At 59.2% G+C, this 15,939-nt stretch carries 16 protein-coding genes; 1 reads left to right on the forward strand and 15 read right to left on the reverse strand.

From position 1 onward, the window contains the following. Positions 1 to 138: 138 nt before the first annotated feature. Entirely contained in the window at positions 139 to 1,122 is a 984-nt protein-coding gene (locus AC6I8N_RS12575; protein ID WP_021182809.1) for an ABC transporter permease subunit, read from the reverse strand. Between the two features lie 10 nt (positions 1,123 to 1,132). Continuing rightward, the gene (locus AC6I8N_RS12580; protein ID WP_497829165.1) at positions 1,133 to 2,638 is read right to left on the reverse strand and encodes a sugar ABC transporter ATP-binding protein; all 1,506 of its coding nucleotides are present in this window, start codon (positions 2,636 to 2,638) and stop codon (positions 1,133 to 1,135) included. 144 nt (positions 2,639 to 2,782) lie between these two features. Between AC6I8N_RS12580 and AC6I8N_RS12585 the strand changes: the two genes are divergently transcribed. After that, entirely contained in the window at positions 2,783 to 5,347 is a 2,565-nt protein-coding gene (locus AC6I8N_RS12585; protein WP_497829166.1) for an ATP-binding protein, read from the forward strand. Here AC6I8N_RS12585 and phnE (AC6I8N_RS12590) read toward each other — a convergent pair. From phnE (AC6I8N_RS12590) to phnF, 13 genes are all read right to left on the reverse strand, one after another. Further along, the gene (phnE, locus tag AC6I8N_RS12590) at positions 5,301 to 6,185 is read right to left on the reverse strand and encodes a phosphonate ABC transporter, permease protein PhnE (RefSeq protein ID WP_021182806.1); all 885 of its coding nucleotides are present in this window, start codon (positions 6,183 to 6,185) and stop codon (positions 5,301 to 5,303) included. The genes AC6I8N_RS12585 and phnE (AC6I8N_RS12590) overlap by 47 nt on opposite strands. Next, a complete protein-coding gene (gene phnE, locus AC6I8N_RS12595) occupies positions 6,182 to 7,045 on the reverse strand; it encodes a phosphonate ABC transporter, permease protein PhnE (protein WP_497829167.1) in 864 nt (287 codons plus the stop codon). Before phnE (AC6I8N_RS12595) ends, phnE (AC6I8N_RS12590) begins: the two co-directional genes overlap by 4 nt. Before the next feature lie 150 nt (positions 7,046 to 7,195). Continuing rightward, the gene (phnD, locus tag AC6I8N_RS12600) at positions 7,196 to 8,125 is read right to left on the reverse strand and encodes a phosphonate ABC transporter substrate-binding protein (protein WP_021182804.1); all 930 of its coding nucleotides are present in this window, start codon (positions 8,123 to 8,125) and stop codon (positions 7,196 to 7,198) included. A 26-nt stretch (positions 8,126 to 8,151) separates the two neighbouring features. Then, positions 8,152 to 8,970, reverse strand: a complete 819-nt coding sequence (phnC, locus tag AC6I8N_RS12605) for a phosphonate ABC transporter ATP-binding protein (protein WP_497829168.1) — start codon at positions 8,968 to 8,970, stop codon at positions 8,152 to 8,154. A gap of 144 nt (positions 8,971 to 9,114) precedes the next feature. Next, a complete protein-coding gene (gene phnN / locus AC6I8N_RS12610) occupies positions 9,115 to 9,639 on the reverse strand; it encodes a ribose 1,5-bisphosphokinase (protein WP_497829169.1) in 525 nt (174 codons plus the stop codon). Continuing rightward, a complete protein-coding gene (gene phnM / locus AC6I8N_RS12615) occupies positions 9,639 to 10,775 on the reverse strand; it encodes an alpha-D-ribose 1-methylphosphonate 5-triphosphate diphosphatase (protein WP_415173575.1) in 1,137 nt (378 codons plus the stop codon). The genes phnN and phnM overlap by 1 nt, the downstream gene beginning before the upstream one ends. After that, positions 10,772 to 11,476: a phosphonate C-P lyase system protein PhnL gene (gene phnL / locus AC6I8N_RS12620; protein ID WP_497829170.1), complete on the reverse strand. Its 705-nt coding sequence runs from the start codon at positions 11,474 to 11,476 to the stop codon at positions 10,772 to 10,774. The genes phnM and phnL overlap by 4 nt, the downstream gene beginning before the upstream one ends. A gap of 14 nt (positions 11,477 to 11,490) precedes the next feature. Further along, positions 11,491 to 12,252 carry a phosphonate C-P lyase system protein PhnK gene (phnK, locus tag AC6I8N_RS12625; RefSeq protein ID WP_497829171.1) on the reverse strand — a complete coding sequence of 254 codons (762 nt, stop codon included), beginning with the start codon at positions 12,250 to 12,252 and terminating at the stop codon, positions 11,491 to 11,493. Then, entirely contained in the window at positions 12,242 to 13,090 is an 849-nt protein-coding gene (locus tag AC6I8N_RS12630; protein WP_021182798.1) for an alpha-D-ribose 1-methylphosphonate 5-phosphate C-P-lyase PhnJ, read from the reverse strand. The genes phnK and AC6I8N_RS12630 overlap by 11 nt, the downstream gene beginning before the upstream one ends. Continuing rightward, positions 13,083 to 14,159 (reverse strand): carbon-phosphorus lyase complex subunit, encoded by a 1,077-nt coding sequence (locus tag AC6I8N_RS12635; RefSeq protein ID WP_415173578.1) that lies wholly within the window; start codon positions 14,157 to 14,159, stop codon positions 13,083 to 13,085. Before AC6I8N_RS12635 ends, AC6I8N_RS12630 begins: the two co-directional genes overlap by 8 nt. Next, complete coding sequence (phnH, locus tag AC6I8N_RS12640; protein ID WP_497829172.1) at positions 14,159 to 14,734, reverse strand: phosphonate C-P lyase system protein PhnH; 576 nt, start codon at positions 14,732 to 14,734, stop codon at positions 14,159 to 14,161. Before phnH ends, AC6I8N_RS12635 begins: the two co-directional genes overlap by 1 nt. Then, positions 14,734 to 15,180, reverse strand: coding sequence for a phosphonate C-P lyase system protein PhnG (gene phnG, locus AC6I8N_RS12645; protein WP_497829173.1), 447 nt, complete (start codon positions 15,178 to 15,180; stop codon positions 14,734 to 14,736). Before phnG ends, phnH begins: the two co-directional genes overlap by 1 nt. Continuing rightward, positions 15,180 to 15,893 (reverse strand): phosphonate metabolism transcriptional regulator PhnF, encoded by a 714-nt coding sequence (gene phnF, locus AC6I8N_RS12650; protein WP_497829174.1) that lies wholly within the window; start codon positions 15,891 to 15,893, stop codon positions 15,180 to 15,182. The genes phnG and phnF overlap by 1 nt, the downstream gene beginning before the upstream one ends. Positions 15,894 to 15,939 lie beyond the last annotated feature (46 nt).

Here is a 15,939-nt window from a genome sequence, read left to right on the forward strand (position 1 = left end):
AAGCTCTCTCCCGCAAGCGGGAGAGGGAACCGATCGAGCAAGCTCTCTCCCGCAAGCAGGAGACGGAACCGATCGAGCATATGGCACATCCCCCTCTCCCTTATGGGAGAGGGCCGGGGTGAGGGTTACAGACCGCACCTACCCCACATGATGCCGGGTGCGATATTTATCGATCAGCACGGCGATAATGATCACCGCGCCTTTAATCACCAGTTGCCAGAAGTACGACACCCCCATCAGCGTCATACCGTTATTCAGGGTGGCGATAATCAGCGCACCAATCAGCGTGCCGGTAATGGTGCCGATGCCGCCGACGAAGCTGGTGCCGCCGAGGATCACCGCAGCGATAGCATCCAGCTCATAGCCAACACCGAGGTTGCCGTTGGCGCTGTAGAGACGCGAGGCGCTCATCAGGCCGCCCAAGCCGGACAGCAGCCCGCTCACCGCGTAGACAAACACCAGCACCGCGCCAACCTTGATACCGGTCAGCCGGGCGGCCTGCATGTTGCCGCCCACCGCATAGATGTGAACCCCCAGCGTGGTACGGCGCAGGATGAACCAGCACAGCGCAATCACCGCAAAGGCGATAACAATCAGCCAGGGAATCGGCCCGATGTAGCCGTTGCCGATCCACTCAAAGTTGATGTCGGAGTTGATCACCGTGGTGCCGTCGGCCAGCAGGTAGGCCGCACCGCGCAGCGCGGTATAAGTACCGAGGGTGACGATAAACGGCGGCAGTCCCGCCCACGCCACCAGCAAGCCGTTGAACAGCCCCATGATCAGCCCTGCCCCGAGCGCCGCCGGAATGGTCAGGCTGGCGAAGGCCGGATCGAGCGACACCACCATTGCCACCACCGCGGTAGTACCGAGCATCGACCCCACCGACAAATCAATACCGCCGGTCAGAATCACAAAGGTCATCCCCGCCGCCAGCACGATGTTGATCGACGCCTGACGGGTAATGTTCAGCAGGTTGGCCTCGGTAAAGAAGTTCGGTGCAACAAAGCCAAACACCGCGACAATCAGAATCAAAATCGGCAGGATGCCAACGGTCTGCAACAGATCCGCCATCAGCGCCCGTTTCAGCGTGGGGTTTTTCATTCGGGTGGTTTCACTGGTCATCCTCGTCTCCTCACGCATGGGTCGGCTGTGCGCCGGTGGCCAGCGTCATAATGTTTTCCTGGCTGATCTCGTTCGCGCTTAATTCACCGGCAATGGTGCCTGCACGCATTACGTAAACCCGGTCGCTCATCCCCACCACTTCCGGCAGCTCGCTGGAGATCATCAGAATCGCCACGCCCTGCTGTGCCAGTTGGCTCATCATGCGATAGATCTCACTTTTGGCACCGACGTCGACACCGCGCGTCGGTTCATCGAGGATCAGGATGCGCGGTGCAATCGCCACCCAGCGCGACACCAGCAGCTTCTGCTGGTTGCCGCCGGAGAGGCCACCGGCACGGACCTGCGCATGGGGGACACGGATGTTGAGGGTTTGGATCGCTTCACTGGCTATCTTCTGCCCTTTGCGGCGATTAAGCAGACCGTAACTGGCATCGCGTTCCAGCGTCGCCATCACAATGTTTTCCTGCGCCGCCAGTTCGAGAAACAAGCCCTGCTCTTTCCGGTTCTCGGTAAGAAAACCGATGCCGTGGGCGATGGCTTCACGCGGTGAATGAATTTTTACCTGTTCGCCATCGATCCAGATTTCCCCGCTGCTCGGTTTGTGCACCCCGAAAATCAGCTGCGCCAGCTCGCTGCGTCCGGCACCCACCAGTCCGGCAAGACCGACAATCTCCCCGGCCCGCACCGCCAGACTACTGGGATAAACCTTTTTGCCATCGCCAAGGTGATTCACGGCGAGACGAATGGCGCCGAACGGAATGGATCGATCTTTGTTAAACAGATCGCTGAGGGGCCGCCCGACCATCATGCGCACCAGCTCACTGGCATTCAGTTGGTCACGCGTCAGGCTGCCAACGTATTGACCATCGCGCAGCACGCTGACCCGGTCGGAAAGCTCATACACTTCCGCCATACGATGGCTGATATAGATGATCGCCATGCCTTCACTGCGCAGACGTTTGATCAGCGCAAACAGTTGCTCGGTTTCGCGATTGGAGAGTGCAGCGGTCGGTTCATCCATCACCAGAATGCGACTTTTGCGATGCAGCGCACGGGCAATCTCCACCTGCTGCTGCTCAGCAATACTCAGTCGGCTTACCAGGTCAGTGGCGCTGAACTGCGCACCCAGGCGGTCAATCACCTGTTGTGCCTCTTCCGCCATTTGACGGCGTTTGACTAAACCGGCGCGAGTGATTTCACTGCCGAGGAAAATGTTCTCCGCCACCGTCAGGTTGGGTGCCAGGTTGATCTCCTGGTAAATCAGGGTGATGCCCGCCGCCAGCGCCTCTTTCGGACCTTTAATGGCGTAAGGCTGCCCATCAATCAGGATCTCCCCGCTGCTGGCGGTGTAAGCCCCGGCGAGGATCTTCATCAGGGTGCTTTTGCCTGCGCCGTTTTCCCCCATCAGCGCATGGACTTCACCGGGCCAGACCGTCAGGTCCACCCCTTTCAACGCGTAAAAGCTGCCAAAACGTCGGGTGATTGCCCGCATTTCCAGAATCGGTGTGGCCGTCATCGCTGCGCTCCTGCTGGCAAAGGGTGCAGCGAGTTAATCAGCGACAGATAAATGGAAAATGTCAGCCGCCATTTATATTTGTCATATTTCACCGCCGACCGACTTCTATACTCGCGCTGAATGAGGCCGGTTGGAGGGTGCAACATGAGTCGGAGCCTGGGCGCACGCGGTCGCCTGCTGCTGTTTAACCTGCTGGTGGTGTGCGTTACGCTGGCGGTCGGCCTCGTCGCTATTAGCGGTTTTCGCCACGCCGGTCACATTCAGGAACAAGCCCAGGCGCAAACCCTGGCGGATATGAACGGCAGTCTGGCACTGGCACGCGATACCGCCAATGTGGCAACGGCGGCAGTGCGTTTGTCGCAGGTGGTGGGGGCACTGGAGTATCAAAGCGAATCGGCGCGGCTACAACAAACCCAGCAGGCGTTGCAGCAGTCGCTGAGTCGGCTGGCAAGCGCACCGCTGGCGGCACAGCAACCGGCGTTGTTGCAACGTATTCGCGAGCGTAGCCAGATGCTGGAACAAAGTATCAATCAACTGCTGCTGAAAGGTCACGAACGCCATCTGCAACGTAACCTGATGCTGAGTGGCTTGTGGCAGGCGCAGCTATTGCTCAACCATATCGATAGCCTGGTCACCAGCCAGCCTCTGTCCCTCGACCTGCGTCAACAAACCGCCCGCCTGCTGACCGTGGCGATTCAGTCCACCGCACCACAGGCAGCGGTGCGCCAACTGAATTCACTCAATGCCGCCTGGTCTGCCACCCCGTTGCAGGGGGTACTGGCTGACAAAGTGCAGCAACTGGTCAGCACCGAGTTGACGCTGCTGCCGGTTGCCAGCCAACTGGAGCAGAGTGATATCGCTATCGCCTATGCCACCTATCGCATCAAAGCCCTGGTGGCGATGTTGAATGATGACATCACCCATTACGTGCAACTGGTCGCACAGCAGAATGACGCCCGCAGCCAGGCCACCCATCAGGAACTGGATTCCATCATCAGTTTTATCGTGCTGTTTATGCTGCTGGCACTGCTGATCACCGGTTATGCCGGTTATTACATTTATCGCAACCTGGGCTCCAGTCTGACCGCGATCGCCCACGCCATGACGCAACTGGCGCAGGGGGAGAAAAGTGTCAACGTTCCCGGACTGGCACGGCGCGATGAACTGGGCGATCTGGCGCGCGCCTTCAACGTCTTCGCCCGCAATACCGCATCGCTGGCGCACACCTCACGCCTGTTAAAAGAGAAAAGTAACCAACTGGAATCAACCTTTCTGGCGATGCGCGATGGCTTTGCCCTGTTCGATAACGGCGGCGAGCTGGTGGTATGGAATGCACAGTACCCGCAACTGCTCGGCATTGCGCCACGCGAGCTACATCGCGGCCTGCATTACCAACAATTGCTGAAGCGGCTGGATATTGAACTGCATGGGCTGGGTGAAGCGCAGGAAGTGCGGCTGGCCGATGGCCGCACGCTGGAGTTGCGCTTCAGTCCGGTGCCACGGCGTGGCATGGTCAATACCGTACTGGAACGCACGACACGCAAAGCGTTGGAAGAAGCGCTGCTGCACAGCCAGAAGATGAAAGCCGTCGGGCAACTAACCGGCGGTCTGGCGCATGATTTCAACAATCTGCTGGCGGTGATTATCGGCAGTCTGGCCCTGACCGTCGATCAACTGCCGCCCGGCACCCTCGCCAGCCGGGTGGAGCGCGCCCGTCAGGCCGCCGACCGCGCGGCGCAACTGACCCAGAGGCTGCTGGCCTTTTCGCGCAAACAGGCGCTCTACCCACGCGCCGTGTCGGTGGTGGAGTTGGTGGATAACCTTCAAGGCTTGTTGCAGCATTCGCTGCTGCCCGGCCAGCAACTGGTGATTGAGGCGCAGCGCCCCGGCTGGCCCGCGTGGATCGACGCCGGACAACTGGAAAACGCGCTGATGAATCTGGTGGTCAATGCGCGGGACGCGATGGAAAAACAGAGCGGCGAAATCCGTCTGCGTATCTGGCATCAGCACCGCGATGAAGGTGATCGTGTCACCATTGAAGTGATCGATCACGGCTGTGGCATGTCGGCGGAAGTACGCAGTCAGGTGTTCGAACCCTTCTTTACCACCAAAGCGCTGGGTAGCGGCAGCGGGCTGGGGTTATCAATGGTGTATGGCTTTGTCCGGCAATCTGGCGGGCAGATTGAACTGGAAACCGCCCCCGGCCAGGGCACCACCGTACGCCTGTTGCTACCGCGCGCACCAGCCGTCGCCCAACCCGTCCCTGCGCCACTTCCCGCCACGCTGAGCGACAGTGCTGACCGGCTGGTGCTGGTGCTCGACGACGAACCCGCAGTACGCCAGACGTTGTGCGAACATCTGCACCAGTTAGGTTATTTAACGCTGGAGTGTGGCGATGGCGAGAGCGCCCTCGCGTTGCTGCGCCAGACACCGGATATTGAATTGCTGATCAGCGACCTGATGCTACCCGGCAGCCTGAACGGGGCGGATGTGATTCGCCAGGCCCAGCAGCACTGCCCCCATCTCGCCACCTTGTTGATTAGCGGACAGGATCTGCGCCAGACGCCAGTAATGCTGCCGCTGTGTGAACGGCTGGCAAAACCCTGGCATCAGGCGCAACTGGTACAGGCGCTGGAACGCGCCTGGCAACGCAGTGAACGGCTTAATCGCGCCCGGCAGGCTGCCACAGCGGCACCGCTTTCCCGCTGATATAACGTTTACGCAGGCGGCTGGAGATGACATCCATCATCATCACGATGGCCGCCAGAATCAGGGTGATAAACATCACCACGTCCCAGTTCCATAAACGCATATTCTCGGCATACACCAGACCCACGCCACCCGCACCGACAAAACCCAACACCGCCGCCGAACGGGTGTTAGATTCAATCTGGTACAGGCTCAGGGCCAGGAAAGTCGGAAACGATTGGGTAAAAATGCCGAAGCGATGCTTCTGCAAGCTGTTGGCTCCGACCGCGCCAAGCCCCCGGCTGGGCGAGCGTTCCACCGCTTCATGCCCTTCGGCGTAGAGCTTGCCCAGCAGGCCGATATCCTGCATCACAATCGCCAGCACCCCGGCCAGCGGCCCCATCCCGACGGCGCGTACAAAGATCAGCCCCCAAATCGCCATATCGATACCGCGCAGCACATCCAATACACGACGCATCAGCAGGGAAATCGGTCGGGTGATGGAACCGTGCATGACATTCCGCGCCGCGAGAAAGGAGATCGGTAACGCCAACAGCGTGGCGGTCAGGGTTCCGGCAAACACAATCGCCAGTGTGATGCCAATCTGCGACAGGTAGTAACCAAACGGCCAGTTGGCGAAATCCTGCCAGACAAACATGCGCAGGAAATAACGTCCCAGTTGCTGGCAGCCGATCAGCAGGCGACTCCATTCGATACCAAAGAATTCAAAGAAAAAAACGTAGTACAACAACACCGCCAGGGCGATCAGGGCGATCCGACGCAGGTAACGATTTTGCGCCGCAAACAGTTCCGGGTGTTGCTGCTTCAGCCGGCTGATATCCGGGGCCAGGGCGATCATGCGCGTTCTCCTTCCACCACGCGACGGCGCAACCAGCCGGAGAGCGTATCCAGCAGTGACACCACCACAATGATCAGCAGCAGCGTAATGCTGACCTGATCATAACGATCCAGTTTGATATTGGTCATCAGCTCCTGACCGATGCCCCCCGCGCCGACCAGACCAAGAATGGTCGAGGAGCGGAAGTTGATCTCCAGCCGCATAAAGCTGTAGGAGAGAAAGGTCGGTTTGACCTGCGGCCAGAAAGCAAAACGCATCCGCTGCAATTTGCTGGCACCACAGGCGGCAAGGCCGCGTACCGGTTTGTCCGAGGCGCTCTCAATCGCTTCATAAAACAGCTTGGTCAGGCTGCCAATGGTGTGCAGCGCCAGGGCGAGAAAACCGGGGATCGCGCCGATACCAAAAGCCATCACAAACATCACCGCCCACGCCAGTTCCGGCATGGTACGCAGAAAGGCGACAAAGGCACGAATGGCGACGCGTGCGCTCTTCGGCGACTGAGTGTTATCGGCGGCGAAAAAGGCCAATACGGCGGCGATACCCACGCCGAGCAACGTGGAAGAAACTGCCAGTTGCAGGGTTTCCCAGATCAGCGGCAACTGGATATTCAGGCGATACCCCCAGTAAGCCAGGGAACCTTCGGTTTTGACATCGGCAAAAAGCAGCGGCACATGCAGCACCGGCAGCGTTTCGCCGATGTAGTCAAAGAAATGCGGCAGCGATTGCCAGACCGTCACCAGGTTGAATTCTGCGATGTTGCCCGCAGCGAGATACAGCGCCACCAGCAGCAATGACCACAGCAGCGTGTCACGCTTTTGCTGACGTCGGATGCGTTGGTAGTAGTGTTCGAAGTCGGTCAAAGGGGTGGTCCTGTGGTTGTGTGAGGTGCAGGTTGCTGCCCTCACCCTAACCCTCTCCCGCAAGCGGGAGAGGGAACAGATCGAGCATATGGCACATCTCCCTCTCCCTTATGGGAGAGGGCCGGGGTGAGGGTCACAGACCGCAGAGGTCTACCCGCGGCTACCCTTCATCAGATCACGCTTCATATCAATGATGTTCTGATAATCCGCTACGGTAGCCGCGCCGATATGCTGCTCACCGCCCACCGCTTTAACAAAGCAGCTATGATCCTCTTTATCCAGTTTCTTGATGGTATCCACCACTTTCTGTTTAAAGTCAGCCGGCAGATTGTTGCTTACCAGGATCGGGCCATTCGGGATCAACGGTGACTGCCAGATGATGCGAATCTGCTTCATCAGGTCCGGGTGGTCCATACGAATCAGACGACCAAAGGCACCCGAGGTGTATCCGGTGTTGTAGTCGCCCACCAGTGAGGTCCAGGTCACCGCCCCGTCGAACTGACCGTTCAACACGCCGAGGATGTCCTGCTCATGGCCGCCAGAGAAGGTTACGTTAGAAAAGGTGCCTTTGTATTTGTCATCTACCGTACCGCCAAACTCTTTCTTAAACGCCTGATTTGGCATCAGGAAACCCGACGTTGAGTCCGGGTCAGCCATACCAAACGATTTACCCTTCAGGTCTTCCAGCTTTTTGTACGGGCTGTCGGCCTTGACGATCACCACCGAGTGGTAACCTTTCGAACCGTCTTTGTCATCCACCACGATCCCGACGATATCCACGGCTTTCGGGTTTTGCAGGTAGACCGAGGCATAAGATGCGGGTGACATGCTCAGTACCAGGTCAATCTTGTTACCCAGCAGCCCCTGAATCACGCCTGAATAATCAGACGAGTTACGCAGTTGCGTGTCGACGTTCAGTTCTTTGTCAAAGAAGGTTTTCACGCACTGGTTGTCGCCAATCTGCTGGGTGGCGTTCTGACCGCCCAGAATCCCGAGGTTAAGCTGTTTTGGTGCATCCGCTGCGTTAACGCCAAAAGCCATCAGAGCGCCAGTCAGTAAAGCTAAAGAAGTCAGTTTCATTGGTGGTTATTCTCTTGCCGTGGGAGTTAGTGGAGCTGGTTAATTTCGTCGCCGTACAACTCGTGCAGCAGACCGTCGGTCAACTGCGCAGGATGTCCGTCAAACAGCACTTTGCCGCGCTGGATGCCGATCACGCGGGTGCAGTAGTTTTTCACCAGTTCAATCGAATGCAGGTTCACCATCACGCTGATGCCCTGTTCGCTGACCTGGCGCAGCACGTCCATGATGCGTTTGGTATTTTTTGGGTCGAGTGAGGCTACCGGCTCATCAGCCAGCAGGATTTTGGGGTTTTGCATCAACGCGCGGCAGATCGCCACACGTTGCATCTGCCCGCCCGACAGGTTCTCAGCGCGTTGCAGCGCCTGCGGCAGCATGTTCATCCACTGCAACAGTTCAATCGCCTGCGCACGGTCGGTTTCGGAAAACACTTTGAAGAAGGATTTCAGCGTAGAGGTCTGGCTGAGACGGCCAAGCAGGACGTTGGTCAACACATCGAGACGCGGCACCAGGCAGAAATCCTGGAAAATCATGCCGCATGTGCTGCGCCATTCACGCATCTGGCGGCTGTTCAGTTTCACCACATCATGCTGCTCCGCGCTAATAATGGCACCTTTGGACGCGCTGATGGTGCCGTTCAGCATATGTAACAATGTCGATTTGCCTGCGCCAGAGCGGCCAATCACCGCTACCAGTTCTCCCGCATGCAGATCGAAACTGACATTATCCAGCACGCGATTTTCACCGTATGCCTTGCACAGTCCTTGCACCGACAGCACCTTATGGCCCTGCTGAATGTGCGGAACATAAGGATTGTCGATCACGGTTTTCAGTAGTGCCTGTGCCATCTTCCGCTCCGTTTCATCTGAGGTGTGAATTGCCCGCTTATTACGGCCAAAGGCGATGAAGGCTTGATGACAGGGAAATGATCAAACGATGACAGCACCCGTTACGGTTTAGTGCGTTCTGTAACGGCGCGATTTATCGCGCCGTTACAACCACTCACGTAGCTGAGAAAGCGTCTCCGCCAGCGCCCCATTGTTATTCAACGGGAAGCTGTGCGCAGGCAAAGGTTCTGCCGCGCGCGCCAGCCGACGCGCGATCTCTGCCTCGCTTTCGCGCCCGCGCTGGCGCAAACGCGCCGCCAGAATCTCGGGTGACACCTGTAACACCAGCGGTAGCAACTGACTGCCGTAGCGCTGTTGCGCCACTGGCAGGTGCAGACGTGAACCGTTAACCAGCACGTTAAGCCCGCGATCCAACCACTGGTCGATCTCGGTGCCTAGGCCATACCAAAGCCCGTGCGCCTGCCAACTCAGGGCGAACAACCCGAGGGCTTCACGTCGCCGGAATTCCGCCTCACTCAGCGCCACATGGTTTTCACCGCCCGCATCCGCCGGGCGGGTAATGTAGCGATGGGCGATCACCAGACGTTCTGGCGGCGCTTCACGCAGCGCGTTGAGCAGGCTGTCTTTACCCGAGCCGGATGGCCCGGTCAGCCAGATCAGGCGCGCCATCAGAACACCAACCTGCCCTGTGACCACACATGACGGATATGCGGGTGGCCGTGATCGGTATGCGCCAGCACCAGGTCGGCTCGCAGCCCTTCGGCGATGATGCCGCGATCGCGCAGGCCAATCGCGCGCGCCGGATTACGCGTCACCAGCGCCATCGCCTGGGGCAATTCCAGCGCGTTGCGTTCATCCGCCACTAACCGGAACACCGCATCCAGCAGACTGGCCGGGTAGTAATCGGAGGAGAGAATATCCAGCAGACCGGCACTCGCCAGCTCCCAGGCCGCTACGTTGCCAGAGTGCGACCCGCCACGCACAATATTGGGCGCACCCATCAGAACCTGCATTCCACAGGCGCGCGAAGCGGCTGCGGCTTCCAGCGTGGTAGGGAACTCAGCAATGGCGCTACCTACCTCATGTGATTCAGCCACATGCGCGGCGGTTGCATCGTCATGACTGGCAATCGGGATACCACGCGCCCGGCACATGGCGGCAATCGCATTACGGTTCGGTTGTGACCATTCCGCCGCCAGCGCCAGTTGCTCACGCTCAAATTCATCCATCTGCTGGTCATTCAGCTGGTATTTGCCCTGATAATAATCGCGGTACTTCTCCAGTGACGCGTACTGGCGCTGTCCAGGTGAGTGATCCATCAACGACACCAGCGACAGTTCCGGCGTGCTGACCAGCGCCTCAAACAGCGACAGCGTGGTGTGATAAGGCAATTCACAGCGCAGATGCAACTGATGATCAACGCGGTTAAGTCCTTTGCGGTTGCTGTCGCGGATAGCCTCGATCATTTTGTTGAGGTTATCGAGGCGATGCCCGCCGTCACGCACATCACCGACGCCTATCGCATCCAGTACCGTGGTGATGCCGCTGGCAACCATCAGCGCATCATGGCTGCTCATCGCCGAGTGGGCTGGCCAGTCCACTTTCGGGCGCGGAGTAAAGAATTTATCGAGGTTGTCGGTATGCAACTCCACCAGCCCCGGCAGTAAATACGCCTGCTCACCGTCCAGCGCACCGGGTTGCTGACTGTTGCTGTCGCTAAAGCTGGCGATACGGCCATCGCGCATCTCCAGCGATCCAGACACCACTTCCTCTTCCAGCACCAGTCGGACGTTATTGACGATCATGCTTCTGCTCCTGTTTGTACCGGCTGCATGACGTGCAGGCGATCGGCCACGCGTGCGCGCACCGCTTCGTCATGAAAAATACCCACGATGGCCGCGCCACGCGCGCGCCCCTGTTCAATCAGTTCCACCACTGCGGCGCTATTGGCGCTGTCCAGCGAGGCAGTCGGCTCATCCAGCAGCAGCACCGGATAGTCGGCGATAAAGCCACGCGCGATGTTGACGCGTTGCTGCTCCCCACCGGAAAAGGTGGAAGGTGCCAGCGACCACAAGCGTTGTGGCACGTTAAGACGCGTCAGCAGCTCTTTGGCGCGCTTTTCGCAAAACGCACGTTCCACGCCACGCTCCAGCAGCGGCTGCATGACGATTTCCAGCGTCGGCACCCGTGGGATCACCCGCAAAAACTGGCTGACCCAGCCGACGGTATCACGACGAATGGCAAGGATCTGGCGCGCCGGAGCCTGCGCCATATCGATCCACTCCCCCGCATGTTGCAACCAGATATGGCCGCTGTTGGCCTGATAGTTGCCGTACAGCGCACGCAGCAGCGTGGATTTGCCGCTGCCGGAACGGCCATGCAGCACCACACACTCCCCGGCGCTGACCTCAAGATTGGCATCATGCAGCACCGGCAGCGCCACACCGCTCTGGTTGTGCAGCACAAAGGTCTTACACAGCTTCTCCACGCGCAGTTGCGTATTCATGGTTGACTCCGCCATTAGTTAAGCACCGAAGAGACCAGCAGTTGGGTATAAGGATGATGCGGATCGTCCAGTACCCGATCGGTGAGGCCGCTCTCCACTACCCTGCCCTGTTTCATCACCAGCAGACGATGGGCCAGTAGCCGTGCCACGCCGAGATCGTGGGTGACGATCACCACCGCCAGATTGAGTTCACGCACCAGGGTGCGCAGCAGATCGAGCAGGCGCGCCTGCACCGACACATCCAACCCGCCAGTGGGTTCATCCATGAACACCAGCGACGGCTGCGTGACCAGGTTGCGAGCAATCTGCAAACGCTGCTGCATTCCGCCGGAAAAGGTGGTCGGCAGGTCGTCAATACGCCCGGCTGGGATCTCCACATCCTGTAACCAACGCATCGCTTCGGCGCGAATGTTGCCGTAATGACGTTGCCCCACCGCCATCAGTCGCTCGCCAATATTGCCCCCCGCGGTCACCTGCGGGCGCAGACCATCCAGCGGATGCTGATGCACCACACCCCATTCGGTACGCAATAATCGACGCCGCTCGCTTTCGCTTAACTGATAAAGATCGCGATCGCGATAGAGAATGTTGCCCTGCTGCGGTGCCAGACGGGCTGACAGGCTACGCAGCAGCGTGGTTTTACCGGAACCGGATTCGCCAACAATCCCCAGCACCTCGCCGGGATAGAGGGCAAAACTCACTTCTTCAAACCCTTTGCCGGGTGCGTAGAGGTGGGTAAGGTTATTGACCGCAAGCAGCGGCTGTTCACTGTGCATGTTGTTGTTCCTGCTGCTGGTGGCAAAAATCGGTATCGGAGCAGACAAACATGCGCGTACCGGCATCATCCATTACCACTTCATCGAGATAGCTGTGGCGTGAACCGCACAGTGCACAGGGTTGGTCCCATTGCTGCACGCTGAACGGGTGATCGTCGAAGTCGAGGCTTTCCACTTTGGTATACGGCGGCAGCGCATAGATGCGTTTCTCACGCCCGGCACCAAACAGTTGCAGTGCCGGCATCATATGCATTTTCGGGTTGTCGAATTTGGGGATCGGTGACGGGTCCATCACATAGCGATCGTTGACCTTCACCGGGTAGGCGTATGTGGTGGCGATATGGCCGTAGCGGGCGATATCCTCATACAGTTTCACCTGCATGATGCCGTACTCCTCCAGCGCGTGCATGGTACGGGTTTCGGTTTCACGCGGTTCGATAAAGCGCAACGGTTCCGGGATCGGCACCTGGAAAATCAGGATTTGATCTTCCTCTAACGGCGTTTCCGGGATGCGGTGACGCGTCTGGATCAGGGTGGCATCATGGGTGCGCTCGGTGGTGGCTGCACCGCTGACGCGCTGGAAGAAGCGACGGATCGACACCGCGTTGGTGGTATCGTCGGCCCCCTGGTCAATCACCTTCAGTACATCCTGATCGCCGATAATGCTGGCGGTGATCTGGATACCACCGGTGCCCCAGCCATAGGGCATCGGCATTTCACGCCCGGCAAACGGCACCTGGTAACCCGGGATCGCCACCGCTTTCAGGATGGCGCGGCGGATGGTGCGTTTGGTCTGCTCATCCAGATAACCGTTGTTATAGCCGCTCAGTTCACTCATCTTTCTGCTCCTGATGCTGTTGGCGCAGCCGCTTGAGCAACTCCAGCTCCGCCTGGAAATCGACGTAGTGCGGCAACTTCAGATGCGAAACAAAACCTGCGGCTTCCACGTTGTCGGCATGCGCCAGCACAAACTCTTCGTCCTGTGCCGGGCTGGTGATACGTTCCTGGTATTCACCGCTTTGCAGCGCACGATCGACCAGCGCCATCGCCATCGCCTTGCGCTCGGCACGGCCAAACACCAGACCGTAGCCGCGGGTGAAATGCGGTGCGCTGTCGCCCTGAGTGGTAAAGCCGTTGACCATCTCACACTCGGTCAGCAGGATTTCACCGATCTCAATCTCGAAACCGAGTTCTTCCGGGCAGATGGACACGCTGAGATAGCCGGTGCGGATCTCGCCGGCAAACGGATGGTTGCGGCCATAGCCCCGTTGGGTCGAATAGCCGAGCGCCAGCAGGAAGCCTTCGTCACCGCGAACCAACTGTTGCAGACGTGCCGCACGCGAAGCCGGGAACGTCGGTGGCTCACGGGTGATATCGCACGGCTCACTGCCGTCGTCCTCTTCGCGGGCCGCCAGCCCTTCTGCCGTCATCATGCTGAACATATGCGGGCAATGCTGGGCCAGCGCCTGGTCGTCACGCGGTGCCGCTGGCGTTACGCCGTTCGCCAGCAGGGTAAAATCCAGCAGACGGTGGCTGTAGTCATAGGTGGGGCCAAGCACCTGGCCACCCGGCAGATCTTTGTACACCGCCGAGATGCGCCGTTCGATGCGCATCGCGTCAGTATTCAGCGCCAGACTGTCGGCAAGGCGTGGCAGCGTGGTGCGGTAAGCGCGCAGCAGAAAAATCGCTTCCACCAAGTCGCCGCTGGCCTGTTTGATCGCCAGCGCCGCCAGTGGAGGATCGTAGATTCCGCCCTCGGTCATCACGCGGTCCACCGCCAGACCAAGTTGTGCGGCCAGTTGGTCACAATGCAGCTCCGCCAGTGAGCGATCGCCGCGACGCAGATCGGCCTGAAGCTGATGGGCGCTGGCTATCGCCTTTTCGCCCCCTTTCACTGCGACGTACATCAGCACACCTCCACGTCGGTGGTACGCGGCAGTGCCATCATTGCTTCGCCACAGGTGAAGATCAGATCGACACCCTGCGGGAACGGATGTGGACGTTCGCGCAGGTAATGCAGAATCGCCTCCGGCAATTGCGGTGCAATGGCGCGGGTTTCGCGCAGGCCGGGGCCGGAGAGTCGCAGGGTCAGGCCGCCATTCAGTGCCGGGACTTCCACAATCAAGGTGGTGCTTTTTTCCGGTGACAGGTTATCACCGGCCGCAAAGTACGCCGGATCGGGGTTGGCGCTGGCATGGGTCAGAGCAAACGGCGCATCGCGCTCGCTGACAATCGGCACGCCGGTATGAAAACGCAGATTGTTGCGCAGCAGTTCGTTATCCATCGTGCCATCCAGCCACAATGCGCTTTCCTGGTCGACCAGCGTCAGCAGCACCGCGGTGGCCGCCGGGGAGAGATCGCCCCAGCCCTGTGCCAGTGGCAACGCCACCATCACGCCCGGCTCGCTCATCGCTTTCAAAATTCGGCGGAAGGCACGCTGCGCGTCAGCCACCGGATGGTTAAAACTTGCCAGTAATGTCATCAGTTATCTCCGCGAACCAGCGTAAAGAAATCCACTTTGGAGCTGGCGATTTCGCGTGCGCGCAGCTGGCGCTGCTCCTCACGCAGGGCCGCCAGCGGGGCAATCACTTTTTCTGCAATCAGCGCCTGGGTTTCCGGCTGCTGCAATAAGGCATCAATTAACGCGCAGCGCTCGGCATGCGCTTTGTCGCGTCCCAGCACATAGCTGAATCCCAGGGTGCCGTCCTGCAGCTTTACCACCGCGCGCGTCACCGTGGCATCACCCATTACGAAGCGTTTGCCGCTGCCGCCCATGCGTGCCTGCAAACGCGTCAGGCCAGTTTCCGCCGGGCGCACGCATTCAAAACGCGGGGCGAGGCGCAGCGGCTGCCAGTGGGCTTCCAGCACGCTGGCATCGCTGTGAGCCAGCACGGAGAGCCAGTTCTGGCGGGCTGTTGGTTGTTTCATTAGTGCTCCAGAGTCAGTTCAATCATGTCGCCGCGCGTCAGGCTGACGGAGTATTCCGCCACCTGCCCGTCGCTGTTTTTGTTCAGGGTACGCACGCATAACACCGGCGACTGCAAGGCAATCTCCAGTTGCTGACACTCCTTCGCCTGCGCCCGGCGGGTGCTGATACGGGTTTGTGAACGGGTCAGTTGCAACCCGAGATGCTGTTGCAGATAGTCATGCAGCGATCCGCTATGGAACTGCTGTAACGCAGGCCACCAGCGCAGTTCGGACAGAAAGTGGTTAATGACGCAGACCGGCACGCCATTGACGCGGCGCAGGGTACGCAGATGAATGACGTTATCGCCTTCATTGACGCCCAGTGCGGTCGCCACATCGTGGCTGGCCGGACGCAGCACCGCCAGCAGACGCTCGCTGGTGGGATGGCTGCCCTGCTCCAGCAGGTTCTGGCTGAAGCGCGCCTGGGCGTGTAACGGGTAGTCGTAAGGCCGCATCAGCACCAGGATGCCGACGCCATGCCGCCGTTGCAGCAGCCCTTTGTTTACCAGTTCGTCTACCGCACGACGCAGGGTGTGGCGATTAACGGCATAATGTGCAGCCAGCTGTTGTTCAGAAGGCAGGTAATCGCCACAGCGATATTGTTGCTGCAACGCCTGCTCCAGTTGGGCGGCGACTGCCTGATATACAGTGGTCGGATGTCTGGATATCTCCATCACCATCAATACCTCGCTCGCGAGTGTTGAGGAAACGCAGCAGAGG

The sequence above is a fragment of the Pantoea sp. X-Soil-TKNS-1279 genome, from assembly GCF_059730565.1.

Bases quoted from the DNA above. Each gene is read 5' to 3' on its own strand.
- phnF (WP_497829174.1), bottom strand. From the start codon at position 15,893: ATGGAGATATCCAGACATCCGACCACTGTATATCAGGCAGTCGCCGCC.
- AC6I8N_RS12635 (WP_415173578.1), bottom strand. From the start codon at position 14,159: ATGTACGTCGCAGTGAAAGGGGGCGAAAAGGCGATAGCCAGCGCCCAT.
- phnK (WP_497829171.1), bottom strand. From the start codon at position 12,252: ATGCACAGTGAACAGCCGCTGCTTGCGGTCAATAACCTTACCCACCTC.
- phnL (WP_497829170.1), bottom strand. From the start codon at position 11,476: ATGAATACGCAACTGCGCGTGGAGAAGCTGTGTAAGACCTTTGTGCTG.
- AC6I8N_RS12585 (WP_497829166.1), top strand. From the start codon at position 2,783: ATGAGTCGGAGCCTGGGCGCACGCGGTCGCCTGCTGCTGTTTAACCTG.
- phnE (WP_021182806.1), bottom strand. From the start codon at position 6,185: ATGATCGCCCTGGCCCCGGATATCAGCCGGCTGAAGCAGCAACACCCG.
- AC6I8N_RS12630 (WP_021182798.1), bottom strand. From the start codon at position 13,090: ATGAGTGAACTGAGCGGCTATAACAACGGTTATCTGGATGAGCAGACC.
- phnD (WP_021182804.1), bottom strand. From the start codon at position 8,125: ATGAAACTGACTTCTTTAGCTTTACTGACTGGCGCTCTGATGGCTTTT.
- AC6I8N_RS12580 (WP_497829165.1), bottom strand. From the start codon at position 2,638: ATGACGGCCACACCGATTCTGGAAATGCGGGCAATCACCCGACGTTTT.
- phnN (WP_497829169.1), bottom strand. From the start codon at position 9,639: ATGGCGCGCCTGATCTGGCTGACCGGGCCATCCGGCTCGGGTAAAGAC.
- phnM (WP_415173575.1), bottom strand. From the start codon at position 10,775: ATGATCGTCAATAACGTCCGACTGGTGCTGGAAGAGGAAGTGGTGTCT.
- phnH (WP_497829172.1), bottom strand. From the start codon at position 14,734: ATGACATTACTGGCAAGTTTTAACCATCCGGTGGCTGACGCGCAGCGT.
- AC6I8N_RS12575 (WP_021182809.1), bottom strand. From the start codon at position 1,122: ATGACCAGTGAAACCACCCGAATGAAAAACCCCACGCTGAAACGGGCG.
- phnC (WP_497829168.1), bottom strand. From the start codon at position 8,970: ATGGCACAGGCACTACTGAAAACCGTGATCGACAATCCTTATGTTCCG.
- phnG (WP_497829173.1), bottom strand. From the start codon at position 15,180: ATGAAACAACCAACAGCCCGCCAGAACTGGCTCTCCGTGCTGGCTCAC.